Below are 16,814 nucleotides of genomic sequence, written 5' to 3' on the forward strand. Positions count from 1 at the left end.
ATGAATTCCCTGACGAACTCCTCCGCCTGGCGCGCGCTTGCCGCGCATCGCGACGAACTCGGCGAGCGGCATCTGCGCGATCTCTTCGCCGCCGACGCAGGCCGCTTCGAGCGCTTCTCGCTGCGTGCTGCGGACCTCTTCCTCGACTACTCGAAGAACCGCATCGTGCCGCGCACGCTGGAGCTGCTCGCCGCGCTCGCGCGCGACCGCGGCCTCGAAGCGGCGCGCGCCGCGATGTTCTCCGGCAAGCGCATCAACACCACCGAAGACCGCGCCGTGCTGCACGTCGCGCTGCGCAATCGCGGCGACGCGCCGGTCGAAGTCGATGGCCGCGACGTGATGCCCGCCGTGCGGGAGGTCCTCGCACGCATGGGCGACTTCGCCGAGGGCGTGCGCGATGGCCGCTGGCGCGGTTTCACGCGCGAAACGATCACCGACATCGTCAACATCGGCATCGGCGGCTCCGACCTCGGTCCCGCGATGGCCTGCCAGGCGCTCGCCGCATGCGGCCACGAGCGTCTGACGATGCACTTCGTCTCGAACATCGACGGCGACCACCTTGCCGGCGTGCTGGCGAAAGTGAAGCCCGCGCGCACGCTGTTCATCATCGCCTCCAAGACCTTCACGACCATCGAGACGATGACCAACGCCGCCAGCGCGCGCGCGTGGTTCCTCGCCAACGGCGGCAGCGAGGCGGATGTCGCGAAGCACTTCGTCGCCGTGTCCACCAACGCCGAGCGCGTCGCCGCCTTCGGCATCGACACCGCCAACATGTTCGGCTTCTGGGACTGGGTCGGCGGGCGCTACTCGATGTGGTCGGCCGTGGGCCTGCCGATCGCGCTCTACGTCGGCCGCGACAACTTCGCGGCGCTGCTCGACGGCGCGCATGCGATGGACCGCCACTTCGCCGAGGCGCCGCTCGAAGCCAACATGCCGGTCGTGCTGGGCCTGCTGGGCGTGTGGTACCGCGCCTTCTTCGGCGCGGCGAGCATCTCGATCGCGCCCTATGCTCAGGCACTTGGCCGGGTGCCGGCCTACCTGCAGCAGCTCGAGATGGAAAGCAACGGCAAGTCGGTCACGCGCGACGGCAAGCCGGTCGAGACCGCGACCTGCCCGGTGATCTGGGGCGAGCCCGGCACCAACGGCCAGCACGCCTTCTTCCAGCTCCTGCACCAGGGCACGGACCTGATCCCGGTCGACTTCATCGCGCCACTGAAGGCGAGCCACGCTCTGGCCGAACACCATCGCCTGCTGCTGGCGAACTGCATCGCGCAGAGCAAGGCCCTGATGGTCGGCAAGACGGCCGACGAGGTGCGCACCGAACTTTCCGCCGGCGGCCTGTCGGGCGACGCGCTGGAAGCACAGGTGCCGCACCGCGTCTTCCCCGGCAACCGCCCGAGCAACACGCTGCTGCTGCCCGATCTCTCGCCGCGGGCGCTCGGCGCGCTGATCGCCCTCTACGAACACAAGGTGTTCGTGCAGAGCGTGATCTGGGGCGTCAACGCCTTCGACCAGTGGGGCGTGGAGCTGGGCAAGCAGATCGCGACGCGCATCGCCGGCGAACTAGCCGGCGGGGCGCGCAGCGAGCACGATGCGTCGACGGAAGGGCTGATCGCGGCGGTACGCGCCGCAGGCTGAGGGTCCACAGCCTCGCGAAGCCTGGGCGCGCGCCGGGACCGACGCGCCCCGGCACACATGCGCCTGATTGGGCGGGATCATGCCGTGGCGCTTCATCTGGCGGTAGCCGGTGGCGTGGCGGCGTTCGCCCCTGCGGTGGGTCCGGTGCATAGCCGACTTGCATGCGCAGTTTCGCTTGATTGCGCTTGGAGATCGCCTATGTTGAACACACCGGGGGGTTTTTGGGGGAAATCACCCAAGGTGTAGATCGGCCCGGTCGCAGTTTCCCGTCGTCGGAGGCGGGCTCGCGCGTTTCCCCATCGGGAACGCAAAGGAGGCTCAGATGCTGCGCATCTTCCTCATTCCGGCTTCAATGTTTCGGCATGGGAGTCGGATCGTGTTCCGTTCGTCGTACCTCAGGCGCATGCTGTGGCCGACGCTGGTGGCCGCCTCCGTGGCGCTCGCGGCCTGCGTCAGTAAGGCTCCCGATCCGCGACTCGCCCGGGAGGCGGGCAGAGCGGCCGACCGGGTCGCCGATTCCTACGTCCTGATTCCCGATCGCCTCTTCGATGGGCGGAACATGCGCGAGGGCCACGGCGTCGCAGTGAGCGGCGGTCGGATTGTTGCCGTCGGCCCGGTCGATGCGCTGCCCGCCGAAGGACGGCTGCCCTTGCCCGGTGCGACGCTCCTTCCCGGTTTCATCGACCTTCACGGACACCTCGCCGCCCAGGACGTGTCCTTTTCGACGGTGCTGCGGCATGGAATCACCTCCGTCCGGGATCTGGGCGGTCCGCCGAAGCCCGTCAGCGGCGGAGATGGCAGCCTCCGGCACCTGAGCGCGGGGCCGATCATTACCGCGCCCGGCGGTTACCCGATCCCCGTGTTCGGTCAGGGCAAGAGCGGGGCTGGGCATGGTCACGGTGCCGCGGCACTTGCCGTGGAGGTCGCGGATGCGGCGCAGGCGCGGCGGGTCGTCGATCACATCGTCGAAGCGGGGGCGTCGGTGATAAAGATCGCCCTGGAACCGGGCGGCTCGGCCGGAGCACCGTGGAGCATGCATGAAGCAGGCACGCTGCCGCCCTGGCCCTTGCCGAGTGCAGAGGTCGTGAAAACCGTCGTCGCACAGGCGCATGGCCGCGGCCGCATCGTCTCGGCGCATCTCAGCGGGGTGGCAGGTGCCCGACTCGCGCTCGATGCCGGCGTGGATGAATGGGCGCACATGCCGTGCGATGCGCTACCGGAAGCGTTGATCGCCCGGGCCGTCGAGGCGCGCGTGCGAATCGTCGGCACGCTGGACACCCTGTCGCACTGCAGCGGCGCGTTCGCGAACGCGCGGCGCTTCGTCGAGAAGGGTGGAACGCTGCTCTATGGCACGGACATGGCGCATACGGAGCTGCCGTGGGGAATCGATTCCCGAGAGCTCGAGCTGATGGTGCACGTCGGCCATGGACAACTGTCGGCCGAGAAGGTCTTGTCGGCCGCCACGGCCCTGGCCGGCGAACAGGCCGGGCTCGCGCCGCTGGGCCAGCTGGTGCCGGGCGCCCCGGCCGACATGATCGCGGTCCGGGGCAACCCGCTGCACCGGCTCAAGGTGCTCGAATACCCCGAGCTCGTGATCTCGGGCGGGAAGTTCGTCGTGCGGGACCTGATCGAGCAGGAGCGTTGATCCGTCGCCCTGTCGGGTGTGCGCGATGGCCTATGCGCCGAGTTCCCCCCGCCGCGGCATGTCTGCGCCGCGGCGCGAGCAGGTGATCGCGGCGGCGCGGGCGGCGAAGGCGAGGAGGCGGGCGAGCTCGTCAGCGTCCATTGCCGAGAGCGCGTCCGGGCTCAGGCGGCCGGCTTCGGCGAGGTAGGTCAGCATCGACGACTGGAAAGTGTCGCCGGCGCCCACCGTGTCGACGGTCGTCACGCGCGGGGCGGGCACATCGGTGCGCCCGTTCGCGTTCCAGGCGCTCGCGCCGTCCGCGCCGCGCGTGACGACGACGAGCCTCGCGCCGGCTGCGAGCCAGCGCCGCGCGAGCGCCGCCTCGTCCGTCTCGCCGTAGAGCAGACGCACGTCCTCGTCGCTGATCTTCACCAGATGCGCGAGGCCCGCCAGGGTGTCGGCGCGCTCGCGCCAGCGGTCGATCGAGGGTTCGACGTTGAGGCGCACGTTGGGGTCGTAGGCGATCAGGCGTCGGTCGCGCTCGCGGCGCACCAGCGTTTCGAGTGCGCTGGCGACCGGTTCGACCACCGTGGCGTACGAGCCGAGATGGATGGCCTGTAGTTCGGGACCGAACTCGGGGAGCTGGGCCGCCGAGAGCAGGCGGTCGGCCGCGCCGTTGCCGTAGAACGCATAGCGCGGCACGCCCGCCGCGTCGAGCTCGATCATGCCGAGTGTGGTCGGCGCGTCGAAACGCGGGCAGGGGCGGGTGTCCACTCCTTCGCGCGCCAGCACCCGCGCGAGGCGGTCGCCGAGCATGTCCTTCGCGAGTCCGCTGAGGAAGGCCACCGGCTGGCCGAGCCGCGCCAGCCCGATGGCGACATTGAAGGGCGAGCCGCCGGGGCGCGCGTCGAGATGCAGGGCATTGTCGGTCTCGCTACCGATGAAGACATCGAACAGGGCTTCGCCACATACCAGGAACATGATCGGGAACCGTTTCGTTGGGGTTGGGGGGCACCGCAGCAAAGTGATGGGCACCGCATGAGCTGTGGAGCGTGTCGTGATGGATCGGTTTCGTAGGGCGGGAGAAGCGAAGCGCATCCCGCCAATCCACGCGTCGGTATCCGTCTGACCGCCGCATGGCGGGATGCGCCTTCGGCTTCTCCCGCCCTACGTGAGAAACCGTCAGCGCGGCGACGACCAGCCCTTGTAGCTGCCGACGGTGTCGCGCGTGACCAGCGTCGAGGGGATCAGCACCATCGGGCTCGCGGGCTTCTTGCCGTTGAGGATGTCGTTGCCGATCACCACCGCCTGCTGCGCCATCAGCCACGGATCCTGGCTCGCCGAGGCCTCGACCTGGGTGTCGTTCTTCAGCGCGGTCTCGATGTCCGGCGCGCCGTCGACCGAGGTGATCACGATGCCCTTGCGCTTCAGCTGGCGGGCGGCGAGGTCGGTGCCGATGGCCTGCGGGTCGTTGATCGTGAACACAGCGTCGAGCTTCTGGAAGCGCGTCAGGTGGCCCAGCATCACGTTCATGCCGCCTTCGCGCGAGCCCTTGCCGTCCTGGTCGTCGGAGACCACCTTGATGCCCGAGGCGGCGGCGAGCACTTCCTTGCAGCCCTTCACGCGGTCGACCACGGCGGAGACCTGTGGCCCGTTCTGGATCACGACGTTGCCCTTGCCGCCGAGCTTCTTCACGATGTGTTCGCACGCGAGGCGACCGGCCTGGACGTTGTCGGTCTGCACCGTCGCGTCTGCCCCGGCGGCGGCGACGTCCACCGCGACGACGGTGATGCCGGCCTTCTGTGCCTTCTTCACGGCCGGCTCGATCGCCTTCGCGTCGGCGGCGTTGAGCAGGATCAGATCCACGCCGGCCGAGATGAAGTTGTCGATCTGCGTGAACTGCTTGTTCAGGTCGTAGTCGGCCGACGCGGTGATGACCTTCGCGTTCGGGTACATCTCCTTCACCTTCGCCTCGGCTCCCTTGGCGATGGTGACGAAGAAGGGGTTGCCGAGCGAGCCGACGGTGACGCCGACCGACTTGATCTCGCGCGCCTGGGCGATACCGGTTGCGCAGGCCAGCGCGATGCCGGCAACGAGTGCTTTGCGAACGAACATTTGGATGTCTCCTGGATCCGATCTTGTCTTATGCCGCGACCCGGGACCGGATTCCGGGCCGTGGCGTGATGGGAAAACGGGGGGAGGGGTGTGCGGCGTTCAGGTCCGCGCGCCGCTCTGGCGGTAGCGGTCCAGCGCGACGGCGCCGATGATCACGAGGCCCTTGATGATGTATTGCCAGATGTCCGAGACGCCCAGCAGCACGAGGCCGTTCGACAGCACTGCGATGATCAGCGCGCCGATCAGCGTGCCGACGATGGAACCGACGCCGCCGACGAAGCTCGTGCCGCCGAGGATCACCGCCGCGATCGCGTCGAGCTCGTAGGACTGGCCGAGCTGCAGGCCGTTGGCGGCCAGGAGGCGCGCCGAGGTCATCACCGCGCCGAGGCCGGCGAGGAGGCCCGACATCGCATACACGAAGAGCAGCACCTTCCACACCTTGATGCCCGACAGGCGCGCCGCTTCCGGGTTGCTGCCGACCGAGTAGATGTGCAGGCCCAGCACCGTGCGGCGCAGGATGAACCACGAACCGGCGATCACCGCGACGGCGATCCACACCAGCCAGGGCACGCCCAGCAGATTGTCGTTGCCGATGAAGGCGAAGGGCAGGTCGGGGTTGAACACGGTCTGGTCGGCGCCGAGCAGGCGGGCGACGCCGCGCACCGCCGTCAGTGCGCCCAGCGTCACGATGAAGGGCGGCAGCTTCGCGAAGGCGACGAGCCCGCCGTTGATGAGCCCGAACACGAGCCCCACGAGCAGGCCCGCCGCGATGCCGAGGAAGCCGCCGCCCGGCAGGGTCGAGGCCATCACCGACACGACCGCCGCCGCCGCGAGGATGGCGCCCACCGACAGATCGATGCCGGCGGTGAGGATCACGAAGGTCATGCCGGCTGCCAGCACGATGTTGATCGAGGCCTGCTGCGCGACGATCGACAGGTTCTGCGCGGTCAGGAAACCCTCCGCGAGGATGCCGAAGCCCGCGGCCAGCAGGATCAGCACCGGCAGCATGCCGACGGCGCGCATCACGGACTGGAAGCGCTCGCGCGGGGTGGCCTGCACGGGGACTCGCGGCGAACCGGCGAGGCTGTCGGGGGGCGTGGTGGCCGCGGTGGCGGTGGCGTTGCTCATTGTCTTCTCCATGGTGTGTGGCTCCTGCTCTTGTGCGTGGGGCCGCTGACTGCACTGCCCTCCAGTCGCTGCGCGACATCCTCCCCGGGGGAGGATGAGCGCCACCTTCGGGCGGCCGGGCGGTGGCGCTCAGGCGGCCCGCGGCAGGGTCTGGGGGGTGGCGCCGGTGGCCAATTCGATGATTGCTTCCTGCGTGATCGGAGCGCCGGAGTAGCCGCCGAGCTCGCCGACCAGCTCGCCTTCGCGCATCACCAGCACGCGGTCGGCGGTGCCGACGACTTCGGGCAGCTCGCTCGAGATCACGATCACGCCGACGCCGCGGTTGGCGAGGTCGTTGATGATCCGGTAGATCTCCGACTTCGCCCCGATGTCGACGCCGCGCGTCGGCTCGTCGAGGATCAGCACGCGCGGCCGGATCTCCAGCAGGCGCGACAGCAGCACCTTCTGCTGGTTGCCGCCGGAGAGCGCGCCGACATTCACGCGCGCGTTCGGCACGCGGATCGCGAGGTCGCGGATCGCGGCCTTCGCCCGTTCACGCGCCTTCGCGAGGTTCAGCACGCCGCCGGTTCGGGCGTCGCCGGAACACGCGCACACGTTGATGTTGTCGCGCACGCTCATGTCGAGGAACAGGCCGCGGCCCTTGCGGTCCTCGGTCAGATACACGACGCCCGCGCGAATCGCGTCGAGGGGCGTCCTCAGCCGCACCGGTACGCCGTCGACGACGAGTTCGCCGCTGCTGCGCTCGTCCGCGCCGAAGATCAGGCGCGCCAGTTCCGTGCGTCCCGCGCCGACGAGGCCGGCGATGCCCAGCACCTCGCCCGCGTGCAGGTCGAAGCCGCAGCTGCGCACGCGCTTGCCGTCGCACATGTTGCGCACCGCCATCACCACCGCGCCCGGTTCGTAGGGCTTGTGGTCCTTCTTGTAGAAGCCGGAGAGGTCGCGGCCCACCATCATCTGCACCAGCGCCTCGGCCGAGAGCGCGTCGCGGTCGAGCGTGCCGACGTAGCTGCCGTCGCGCAGCACCGACACGCGGTCGGAGAGCTCGTAGATCTCGGCCATGCGGTGGCTCACGTACACGATCGCGAGGCCGTCTGCGCGCAGCTGGCGGATCAGCTCGAAGAGACGGTCCGTCTCGCGCGACGACAACGGCGTGGTCGGCTCGTCCATCACCAGGATGCGCGCGTCGGCGTGGATCGCGCGGGCGATCTCGACCAACTGGCGCTCGGCGATCGACAGGTCGCTCACCAGCGCGCGCGGCCCGAAGGAGGCGCCCAGCCGTTCGAGGATGCCGGCGCAGCCCGCCTCCATCGCGTGGCGGTCGATGCGCCCGGCGCGGCGCAGTTCGCGCCCGAGGTAGATGTTCTCGGCCACCGTCAGGCTCGCGCACAGCGTGAGCTCCTGGTAGATCACCGCGACGCCCAGCGCCTTCGCCGACAGCGGCCCGTCGATGACCACGGGTTTGCCGTCGATGCGGATCTCACCGCCCTCGTCGGCGGTGTAGGCGCCCGACAGGATCTTCATCAGCGTCGACTTGCCGGCGCCGTTCTCGCCCATCAGCGAATGCACCTCGCCGGGGTAGAGCGTCAGCGACACGTCGCGCAGCGCGCGCACGCCGGGGAAGGTCTTGGAGATGCCGCGCATCTCGAGCACGGGGCGAGGGGTGATATCAGTCGGCATCGCGCATATCCTCGATCGAACGCGTCACGCTGCCGAGGATCTCGGCGCGCGGGGAGAAGCTGAAGAACATCGGCAGGCTCGCAGCGCCCACCGCACCGGCATCGGAACCGAAGGAGCCACGCACCAGCTCGGGGGCCTCGCGCGCCTCGGGCGCGTTGTCGGCCAGTGCCTTGGCGAGGCGGCGCTGCAGGAGGTCGATCAGGCCGCCATCGACGTCCGCGTCGAACACCACTACCGGCACGTCCAGCATGCACAGCGCCGAGCGCACGGCCGGGGCGAGCGCGTCGATGCAGTCCTCGACCCACTCCTCGACCGCCGGGTGATGGGCGCGGATGTGGCGCTCCAGGTCGGCGTGGCTCGTGACGTCGGCACCCATGTGGCGCAGGTGGCGGCCCAGTGCGTTGAGCGAGGCGCGCGACAGCAGCATGTCCCACTTGTGCGCGGGCGCCTGCGCCGAGGCGAGGCGGCTGGGCGGCACCGGCATCACCGCGATGTCGCCCGCGTTGCCGGTGACGCCGCGCAGGCAGTCGCCGTTGAGCGCGACGCCGCAGCCGATCACCGGCCCCATGAAGAGATACAGGAAGTCGTCGAACTCGCGTCCGCAGCCGTAGAACAGCTCCGCGATCGCCGCCGCGTTGCCGTCGTTCTCGCTGAACACCGGCAGGCCGGTCGCCTCGCCCAGCTCGAAGGCGAAATCGACCTCGTCCCACGCGCGGAAGTCCTCGTTCGGTAGGTTCAACTCGCGCAGCCACGCGCCGAGGTTGAAAGGCTGGGCGACACCGATGCCGGTCAGGCGCTCGCGCTCCTCCGGCGTGATCGCCTTCAGCACTTCCTCGATGTCGGCCTGCACCAGCTTCAGCGTCTCGTCGGGGGAGGGCAGGATGCGGTCGTGCACGCGGCGGGCGAGGATCTGGCCGCCGAAGTCGAGCAGCGCGGTCTCGATCGTGTCGCGGTCGAGGCGCACGCCGATGCCGAAGGCCCCCTTCGGGTTCAGGTCGATCAGCGTCGCCGGCTGGCCGCGCTGGCCTTCGGTGCGGCGGCCCGTATACACGATCAGCTCGCTCGCCTCGAGCGACTGGATGATGCTGCCGATGGCCGTGCTGGTCAGGTGGGTGCGGCGCGCAAGGTCGGCCTTCGAGGCCTCCCCGGAACGGCGCAACACCTGCAGCAGCAGGCGTTCGTTGTAGCGCCGCAGCCGCACGGAGTTGCGGCCGCGGCCGATCTGGGCAGTTGCCATGCTCGTCTCCTTCGACCCCGCTCTTTGGCGGTGTTTGTTTATTAATAAATCAAGTTGGTTTATTAAATGCCGTGAAAGGCCGGTTGTCAAGGAGAACTTCTTACCCGGGCGGAGGGCCCGACCGGCGGCGCACGCGTCTCGGCGAACTCCGGCCGCGGTCAGGCACGAACGAAGCGAATTTCTGTGCTATGCCAAATCAACGGCGGGGCCGGCGGCGCGCAGGCCACCGCCCGTCCGAAGGAGAGCTCTCATGTTGCATCCGTTCGACCCAGGCTATGTCGCCGAGCCTTTCGTGACGCTCTGTTCCGAATACCCGGGGACGGATGTCTACCCGCCCGGGCAGTTCCGCACCGAATGGGGGCCGATCTTCCATCGCGGGCGGCTGGACGGTTCCGCCCGCGTGCTGGTCATCGGACAGGACCCCGCGCAGCACGAGAGCGTCATCCGGCGCATCATGGTCGGCGAGGCGGGACGGCGCGTGCAGGGGATGCTACGCAAGCTCGGCGTGACGCGCAGCTACGTGTTCATCAACACTTACCTCTACAGCGTCTACGGCAGCGTCAAGGCGCACACGCGCAAGGATGCGCGGCTGGTCGATTACCGCAACCGCTGGCTGCACGCCCTGCTGACCGGCAGCCGCATCGAGGTCGTGCTGGCATTCGGCCGGGTGGCCGACGAGGCGTGGCGTTTCTGGAGGGAGACCCCGGCGGGCGGGGGCATCGACCTCGCCTATGCGGCGCTGACTCATCCCACCCAGCCGGAAAGCGCCTCGAATGGCGACAAGGCGAAGCTCGCGGATGCGACCACGGCTTTGCTGCGCAACTGGAACAAGGCCCTGCAGGCCGTCGCGCCGCGCGTGCAGCATCCGGACGCGCCGACTCCCCTTGTCTTGTACGGCGATACCTGGACGGACGAGGATCGCATCGGCATCCCCGAATTCGATTTTCCCGCCGGATTGCCGGCGTGGATGCGCGAGCAGGACGGCTGGGCGCGGCGCGTCGGCCCCGACGATCTGGCCAAGCGGCGCAACATCACGATCAGGATTCCCAAGGGAGTCGTCGCATGACCGGCATCCCGCGTCGCTGGTATCCGCTTGCCGGAGCCGAGGCGCCGCCCGCCCGGCGCGCCCCCGTGGCGGTCGCCAGGGGAGCAGGGCCGATCGACCTCCCGACCGGCCCGAAGGCCGCGCTCGCCGGGCGCGTCGTGACGATGGACGACGCGTTTACCGTCAGGACGGACGCTGTCGTCTACATCGACCGCGGCGCCATCGTCGCCGTGCAGGACCGCGCCCGGCCGGCGCCGCCCGGTTTCGAAGGCATCGCGCCCGTCGCCACGCGCGGCACGCTCTACCCGGGTCTGATCGAGCTGCACAATCACCTCGCCTACAACGCGCTGCCGCTTTGGGCGCCGGTGCCCCGACGCTTCCAGCATCGCGGCCAGTGGCCCGATCATCCCGACTACCGTCGGCTGATCAGCGGCCCGATGACCGTCGTCGGCACCTACCGCTACGCCGAAGGCAAGGCCGCGCTGCTCGCACCGCTCGTCCGCTACGTCGAATGCAAATGCCTGCTCGGCGGCGTCACGACGAGCCAGGGGATCATGCTCAACAGCAACGCCGGCATACGACGCTACTACCGCGGCCTGCTGCGCAATGTCGAACAGACCGACGACCCCGAACTGCCCGAAGCGCAGGCGCGCATCCCCGACATCGATGCTCGCGATGCCGCCTGGTTCCTGGAGCGGCTCGAGAAGGAGGGCAGCTGCTTCCTCCTTCATCTCAGCGAAGGCGTGACGCCACCGGACGCGCCGGATTCGATCGCGCGCCGCCATTTCCTCGCGCTACAGGTTGCGCCCGACCGGTGGGCCCTCAATGACCGTCTCGCCGGCATCCATGCCGCGGGCCTGTTGCCGGAAGACTTCGCAGTACTGGGGCGGCACCAGGGCGCGATGGTGTGGTCCCCCTTCAGCAACCTCCTGCTTTATGGGGCGACCGCCGACGTGAAAGCCGCCCGCCGCGCAAACGTGCGCATCGCCCTTGGCAGCGACTGGTCCCCCTCGGGGAGCAAGAACCTGCTCGGCGAACTGAAGGTCGCGTGGCTCTATTCGCAGCACATGCTCGACGGCTTCTTCGGTGCGCGCGACCTCGTCGCGATGGCGACGCGCGAAGCCGCCGCAATCCTCAAATGGGACAAGGCGCTGGGCACGCTCCAGCCCGGCAGGCGCGCCGACCTCCTCGTCATCGACGGCACGGCCGGCGACCCCTACGAAGCGCTCGTCAAGGCGAAGGAGATATCGATCCGGCTCGTCATGATCAACGGCCTCGCGCGCTACGGCACGCCCGGGATGATGAGCGCGCTGGGCGCCGCAGGCGAAACGCTGCGTGTCGGCGGCAGGCTGCGCTGCCTGAACCTCATGCAGCCAACGGCCGATCCCGATGTCGCCGCCGTGTCGCTGAAACAGGCCTGCCGCACCCTGCGGGCCGCCTTCCGCAATCTTCCCGCCCTCGCGCGCGAAATCGAAACACCGCGGCCGAGGAATGCCCTGCGGAGCACGCCCGAATCCATCGTCTGGTCGCTCGCCCTCGACGAGATCGAGGACACGGACATCGACCTGCGCCCGCGCCTGCCTTTCGGCGGCCCCGACGACTTCACCGGCCCCGAGCGCATCTCTCCGCGCGCCGCCGCGGCCCCGCTCTCGACCATCCTCGGGTCCATCGCCCTCGATCGCCTCACCGTGGCAGACGATCCGGACTTCCTGTCGGAGATCGCGAATCAACCGAACGTGCCGGAAGCCATCCGTACGCGACTGGCGGAGCTCTACTGATGGTGGAAGCGGGTGCCCGGCCCGCGGCACTCGCCGCAAGCAGGGCTTCCAGCGCTGGGATTAGCGTGCCAGCGACGCTGCCGCCCGATCGAGCGCGCGCGCCGCGCCGACCAGGCCGGGGTAGGGCGCATGGATGACCCAGGTCGGGATCTGTGCGAGGTACTCCCTGAAGCGCCCCTTGTCCTCGAAACGTTCGCGGAAGGGCGAGCGGGCGAAGAAATCGGCGAGCTTCGGCACGATGCCGCCGCCGATGTAGACGCCGCCGCGCGCGCCGAGGATCAGGGCGAGGTCCGCTGCGACGGTGCCCAGGAAGGCACAGAACGTGTTCAGCGTTTCGACGCAGAGCGAAGACGTTCCCGCAAGGCCGTGGCTGCTGATCTCGGCAGCGCTCAGGACATCGGCGGGTACACCGGCAACCGCGGCGTGCGCGTCGTACAGCGCGACGAGCCCGGGTCCGGACAGGACTCGCTCGGCCGAGACGTGAGGGTAGCGGGTCGCGAGCCAGGCGATCAGTTCGGCCTCGTGCGCGTTGCTTGCTGCGAGCGTGACGTGGCCGCCTTCGCCTTCGAGCGGCACGTAGTCGTCACCACTGGGCACGAGGCCCGAAATTCCAAGCCCGGTGCCTGCCCCGAGCAGGCCGATCGCGCGCCGCGCAACCGACGTACCACCTCCGACCTGCGCAAGATCGGCGGGTGTCAGTGCCGGCAGCGCCATCGCAAGCGCGGTGAAGTCGTTGAGCACCTGCAGGTGATCCAGCCCCAACTGGTCGCGCAGGGCCGCGATCGAGAACGCCCAGCTGTGATTGGTCATCCGGACGAAGTCGCCATCGACCGGGTTGGCGATGCCGAAGGCGCACCAGCGCGGCCGTGGCAGATCGCCGTCGGCGAGGTAGCGTTCGATCGCCTCGGCCGGGCCGGGGAAGTCCGCGCAGGGCAGGGTCCGCATCGCGACGAGGTCTTGCCCCGGGCCGGCGATCATCGCGAAGCGCGCATTGGTGCCGCCGATGTCGCCGACCAGGCGGGGAAAGGTGTCAGGGGAACCGGAAAACATCGATAAGTCCTCGAGTGCCGTCAGTGGTGACGTCATTGCAGCGGGTGGATGCGGCGTTGTTCAGATTTCCTCGTGCCACGACAGGCCGTCGCGCGACAGCAGCGCGCTCGACGCGGCAGGGCCCCAGGTGCCGGCGGTGTAGGGCTTGGGTCGTTCCCCCGAGGCGTCCCAGCCGGCGAGGATGGGCTCGACCCAGCGCCACGCGGCTTCCTGCTCGTCGCGCCGCACGAACAGCGTCAGATTGCCGCGCATCACGTCCATGAGCAATCGTTCGTACGCTTCCAGGCGGCGGCTGCGGAAGGCTTCGGCGAAGTCCAGGTTCAGGCGCACCGGCTGCAGGTGCATGACGTCGCCCGGCTGTTTCGCGAGGAGATGCAGGTCCACCGTCTCCTCTGGCTGCATGCGGATCACCATGCGGTTGGCGTGAAACGGCGAGGCCGGCACACCGAAGATCGAGTGCGGCACGGAGCGGAAGTTGATCACGATCTCGGCGACCTTTTCCTGCATGCGCTTGCCGGTGCGCAGGAAGAAGGGCACGCCGGCCCAGCGCCAGGTGTTGATCTCGGCCTTCAGCGCGACGAAGGTCTCGGTGCGGCTGTCCGTCGCAATGCCAGGCTCTTCCAGATAGCCCGGCACCGGTTTCCCGCCGCTCGCCCCGGCGCGGTACTGGCCACGCACCGAGCGCGCGGCGACGTCGCCGGCGCCGAAGGGGCGCAGTGCCCGCAGGATCTTGAGCTTTTCGTCGCGCACCGCGTCCGGGTTGATCGACGCCGGGGGCTCCATCGCGACGATGCACAGCAGTTGCAGCAGGTGGTTCTGCACCATGTCGCGCATCGCGCCGACGCGATCGTAGAAGTCGCCGCGGGTCTCGACACCGACCTGTTCGGCAACCGTGATCTGCACGTCGCGTACCCATTCGCGCCGCCACAGCGGCTCGAACAGCGCGTTGCCGAAGCGCAGCGCGAGCAGGTTCTGCACCGGTTCCTTACCGAGGTAGTGGTCGATGCGGTAGATCTGGTCCTCGCCGAAATGGCGCCCCACCTCGTCGTTGATCTGGCGCGATGACGCGAGGTCGTGCCCGAGCGGCTTCTCCAGCACGACGCGGCTGTCGCCGTGGAGCAATCCCGCCGCATCGAGGTGGCGGCTGATGGCTGCAAAGAGGCTGGGGGCGGTCGACAGGTAGAAGACGCGCTGACCATCCGGGCGCGCCGCCAGTCGGTCGGCGAGCGTCGCAAAACTGTCGCCCTGCATCGCATCGACCTGCGCGTAGGCGAGACGGGCGGCAAACGTCTGCCAGTCGTCGCTCCTGAAGTCGCGGCCGAGGAAGCGTTCCGCCTGTTGGCCGGCAAAACGCCGGTAGCCGTCGTCGTCGAGTCCGTCGCGCGCAACCCCGACGATCCGCGCCTCGGGCGGCAGCAGGGCATCGCAGTGCAGATGGTAGAGCGCCGGCAGCAGCTTGCGCATGGCGAGGTCGCCGGTGCCGCCGAAAACGACCAGATCGAGGGAACGGGTGCTTGCCATGGATGACCTCATGTACCGATTGTGAGCCAAAGCGCTTTGAGTTAATAGTCTGGAACAAACTTACACATAAATCAACGGCTCACAGCATAAAGCTACACGACGTGGCGAGTGCTCTGGTCAAGTGCGGGTGAATGAAAAATTTCAGTAGTAACAATAAGACACCAGACAAAACAACATGATATACGGAATAAAAATGTCAATGGCAGGCAAAGTGAGGACCTTTCATGTTTAAAAATTACAAAAAAGTTTGCCTTTGTTTCGTAGCATTACTACACTTCGCAGAAAATCAGCGTGGCCATCCTTGAAAGCGCTTCGGATGTTGGAACGAGCAGCATCCGGGAGGACAAGGGCGCTGCCAGCAGTGGTTTTTTGGCTCGTCGCGAACGCCCGCAGAGGCGCCGCGACCGGCGACGGTGTTGCAACCATTGATCAATGAGGAGACAGACAAAAATGACCATCAGGAAAACCGCCATCGCTGTCGGCATCGCGCTGGCCTTCTGCGGGACCGCGGGGGCCGCCGACAAGGCGAAGCCGACGCGCGTCGAGGAACTGGAAGCGCGCATCGCCAAGCTGGAGGAGATGTTGCGGCAGGTGACCACGGCGGCGCAGCAGGCGACCAGCGCAGCCCAGCAGGCCAGCAGCAGTGCCCAGCAGGCGAACGAGGTCGCGCGCAAGGCCGACACCGCCGCGTCTGCGGCCAAGGCCGCCAGCGATGCGCAGGCGCCGCTGACCAAGGCCGCGGCCGAAACCGCGTCGTCCTTCGAGTTCCACGGCTATGCCCGCTCGGGCACCGTCTCGAACAGCGACATGTTCACGGTCAAGGGGGTGGGGCCCTACATCACGCCGGCGGGCAACCTCGGTGGCGCGGTCGGCCGCCTGGGCTTGGAGACCGATACCTACGCCGAGGCGAAACTGCTGAAGAACTTCCGCTCGGACGACGGCAGCTGGGCGACCTTCGGTTTCATGCTCGCGGACGGCGTGAATAGCAACAACGACTGGACCGGTGGCGAGAACGGCATCAATGTGCGCTGGGCCTATGCCGAGATGGGCAACCTTCCGACCTTCAAGGGCACAGCGCTTGAGAACGCCACGATCTGGGCGGGCAAGCGCTTCGACAAGAAGAATTTCGACATCCACTTCTTCGACAGCGATTTCGTCTTCCTTTCCGGCACCGGTGCGGGCGTGTACGACGCCCAGGTGACGCCGGACTGGAAGACCAACGTGTCGGTGTATGGTCGCGACTTCCTCAACGAGGACGACGAAGGCATCAAGAGCTACGTCTTCACGATGAACAACTACGTCGGCAACTGGCAGTTCATGCTGAACGGCATGCACGCGAAGAACAACGACGTGAACGGCAGCGACCGCGCGACCAGCGGCTATCACGGCCTGGTCGCCTACCATGCACCGAGCTTCTACGGCTTGGGCGACGGCTTCTCCAAGACCGGCATACTGGCGGGGCGCGGGCTGGGAGCCGAGGTCAAGCGGCTCGGCGCGGTCGGCAACCTGCTCGAAGACGCTCAGGCGTTTCGCGTGATGAGCTTCGGTGTCACCGATCTCGCACCGAAGTGGAAGGTCTCGCCGGCGCTGATGGCCGAAGTCAGCAAGGATCGCTTCAACAAGGGCGACGAGTACAAGTGGGCCTCCGCCAACCTGCGCTTCACCAACGCGATCAACAAGAACTTCGCGATGCAGTACGAGGGCAGCTTCCAGTACATGGACCTGGACAGCACCTTCGCGCAGGCGAAGGGCAACTTCTACAAGCTGACCGTCTCACCGACCTTCAAGCTCGACACCGGCGCCGGCTTCTTCGCGCGGCCGGAGCTGCGCCTTTTCGCCACGTGGATGGGCTGGGACAAGGATCTGAACGGCTTCACCTACGACGGCAGCGCGAACGAGGGCTTCGGCAGCACGAAATTCACCGGCGACAGCAAGTGGCTGGTGGGGGCGCAGATGGAAGTGTGGTTCTGAGCCACGCCCGGGCGATGCGGACATGGACGC

12 protein-coding genes are annotated in these 16,814 nt (G+C 68.1%); 5 read left to right on the top strand and 7 right to left on the bottom strand.

What is annotated here, in order from left to right; translation table 11 throughout:
• Complete coding sequence (pgi, locus tag U5817_RS10565) at window positions 1–1,638, top strand: glucose-6-phosphate isomerase (RefSeq protein WP_407281052.1); 1,638 nt, start codon at window positions 1–3, stop codon at window positions 1,636–1,638.
• Between the two features lie 322 nt (window positions 1,639–1,960).
• On the top strand, window positions 1,961–3,283 hold the full coding sequence (locus U5817_RS10570; protein ID WP_407280698.1) for an amidohydrolase family protein: 1,323 nt from the start codon (window positions 1,961–1,963) through the stop codon (window positions 3,281–3,283).
• A 30-nt stretch (window positions 3,284–3,313) separates the two neighbouring features.
• Here U5817_RS10570 and U5817_RS10575 read toward each other — a convergent pair whose 3' ends face one another.
• The 5 genes from U5817_RS10575 to U5817_RS10595 form a co-directional block, all read right to left on the bottom strand.
• Entirely contained in the window at window positions 3,314–4,243 is a 930-nt protein-coding gene (locus U5817_RS10575) for a carbohydrate kinase family protein (protein WP_407280699.1), read from the bottom strand.
• 201 nt (window positions 4,244–4,444) lie between these two features.
• Window positions 4,445–5,377, bottom strand: a complete 933-nt coding sequence (locus tag U5817_RS10580; protein WP_169133051.1) for an ABC transporter substrate-binding protein — start codon at window positions 5,375–5,377, stop codon at window positions 4,445–4,447.
• Window positions 5,378–5,476: 99 nt separating this feature from the next.
• Window positions 5,477–6,505 carry an ABC transporter permease subunit gene (locus U5817_RS10585; RefSeq protein ID WP_407280700.1) on the bottom strand — a complete coding sequence of 343 codons (1,029 nt, stop codon included), beginning with the start codon at window positions 6,503–6,505 and terminating at the stop codon, window positions 5,477–5,479.
• Between the two features lie 129 nt (window positions 6,506–6,634).
• Window positions 6,635–8,182: a sugar ABC transporter ATP-binding protein gene (locus U5817_RS10590; protein ID WP_407280701.1), complete on the bottom strand. Its 1,548-nt coding sequence runs from the start codon at window positions 8,180–8,182 to the stop codon at window positions 6,635–6,637.
• Window positions 8,172–9,419: an ROK family transcriptional regulator gene (locus U5817_RS10595; RefSeq protein WP_407280702.1), complete on the bottom strand. Its 1,248-nt coding sequence runs from the start codon at window positions 9,417–9,419 to the stop codon at window positions 8,172–8,174. Before U5817_RS10595 ends, U5817_RS10590 begins: the two co-directional genes overlap by 11 nt.
• Window positions 9,420–9,669: 250 nt before the next feature.
• Here U5817_RS10595 and U5817_RS10600 point away from each other — a divergent pair, with 250 nt between their 5' ends.
• Together U5817_RS10600 and U5817_RS10605 are read left to right on the top strand one after the other, a co-directional pair.
• Window positions 9,670–10,485, top strand: coding sequence for a uracil-DNA glycosylase family protein (locus U5817_RS10600; protein WP_407280703.1), 816 nt, complete (start codon window positions 9,670–9,672; stop codon window positions 10,483–10,485).
• Window positions 10,482–12,242 (top strand): amidohydrolase family protein, encoded by a 1,761-nt coding sequence (locus U5817_RS10605; protein WP_407280704.1) that lies wholly within the window; start codon window positions 10,482–10,484, stop codon window positions 12,240–12,242. Before U5817_RS10600 ends, U5817_RS10605 begins: the two co-directional genes overlap by 4 nt.
• Window positions 12,243–12,302: 60 nt before the next feature.
• Here U5817_RS10605 and U5817_RS10610 read toward each other — a convergent pair whose 3' ends face one another.
• Both U5817_RS10610 and zwf read right to left on the bottom strand, forming a co-directional pair.
• A complete protein-coding gene (locus U5817_RS10610; protein ID WP_169128020.1) occupies window positions 12,303–13,292 on the bottom strand; it encodes a glucokinase in 990 nt (329 codons plus the stop codon).
• A 60-nt stretch (window positions 13,293–13,352) separates the two neighbouring features.
• Complete coding sequence (gene zwf, locus U5817_RS10615) at window positions 13,353–14,813, bottom strand: glucose-6-phosphate dehydrogenase (RefSeq protein WP_407280705.1); 1,461 nt, start codon at window positions 14,811–14,813, stop codon at window positions 13,353–13,355.
• A 450-nt stretch (window positions 14,814–15,263) separates the two neighbouring features.
• On the opposite strand from zwf, the gene U5817_RS10620 reads away from it, so the two are divergent.
• A complete protein-coding gene (locus U5817_RS10620; protein ID WP_407280706.1) occupies window positions 15,264–16,784 on the top strand; it encodes a carbohydrate porin in 1,521 nt (506 codons plus the stop codon).
• The last annotated feature ends 30 nt before the right edge of the window (window positions 16,785–16,814 follow it).

It is taken from the genome of Aromatoleum evansii (genome assembly GCF_045689615.1).
GTDB classification, from domain to species: domain Bacteria; phylum Pseudomonadota; class Gammaproteobacteria; order Burkholderiales; family Rhodocyclaceae; genus Aromatoleum; species Aromatoleum evansii.

Coding starts and splice junctions, on each gene's coding strand:
- U5817_RS10590 (WP_407280701.1), bottom strand. CDS start 8,182: ATGCCGACTGATATCACCCCTCGCCCCGTGCTCGAGATGCGCGGCATC.
- U5817_RS10595 (WP_407280702.1), bottom strand. CDS start 9,419: ATGGCAACTGCCCAGATCGGCCGCGGCCGCAACTCCGTGCGGCTGCGG.
- zwf (WP_407280705.1), bottom strand. CDS start 14,813: ATGGCAAGCACCCGTTCCCTCGATCTGGTCGTTTTCGGCGGCACCGGC.
- U5817_RS10580 (WP_169133051.1), bottom strand. CDS start 5,377: ATGTTCGTTCGCAAAGCACTCGTTGCCGGCATCGCGCTGGCCTGCGCA.
- U5817_RS10605 (WP_407280704.1), top strand. CDS start 10,482: ATGACCGGCATCCCGCGTCGCTGGTATCCGCTTGCCGGAGCCGAGGCG.
- U5817_RS10570 (WP_407280698.1), top strand. CDS start 1,961: ATGCTGCGCATCTTCCTCATTCCGGCTTCAATGTTTCGGCATGGGAGT.
- U5817_RS10610 (WP_169128020.1), bottom strand. CDS start 13,292: ATGTTTTCCGGTTCCCCTGACACCTTTCCCCGCCTGGTCGGCGACATC.
- pgi (WP_407281052.1), top strand. CDS start 1: ATGAATTCCCTGACGAACTCCTCCGCCTGGCGCGCGCTTGCCGCGCAT.
- U5817_RS10585 (WP_407280700.1), bottom strand. CDS start 6,505: ATGAGCAACGCCACCGCCACCGCGGCCACCACGCCCCCCGACAGCCTC.
- U5817_RS10600 (WP_407280703.1), top strand. CDS start 9,670: ATGTTGCATCCGTTCGACCCAGGCTATGTCGCCGAGCCTTTCGTGACG.
- U5817_RS10575 (WP_407280699.1), bottom strand. CDS start 4,243: ATGTTCCTGGTATGTGGCGAAGCCCTGTTCGATGTCTTCATCGGTAGC.
- U5817_RS10620 (WP_407280706.1), top strand. CDS start 15,264: ATGACCATCAGGAAAACCGCCATCGCTGTCGGCATCGCGCTGGCCTTC.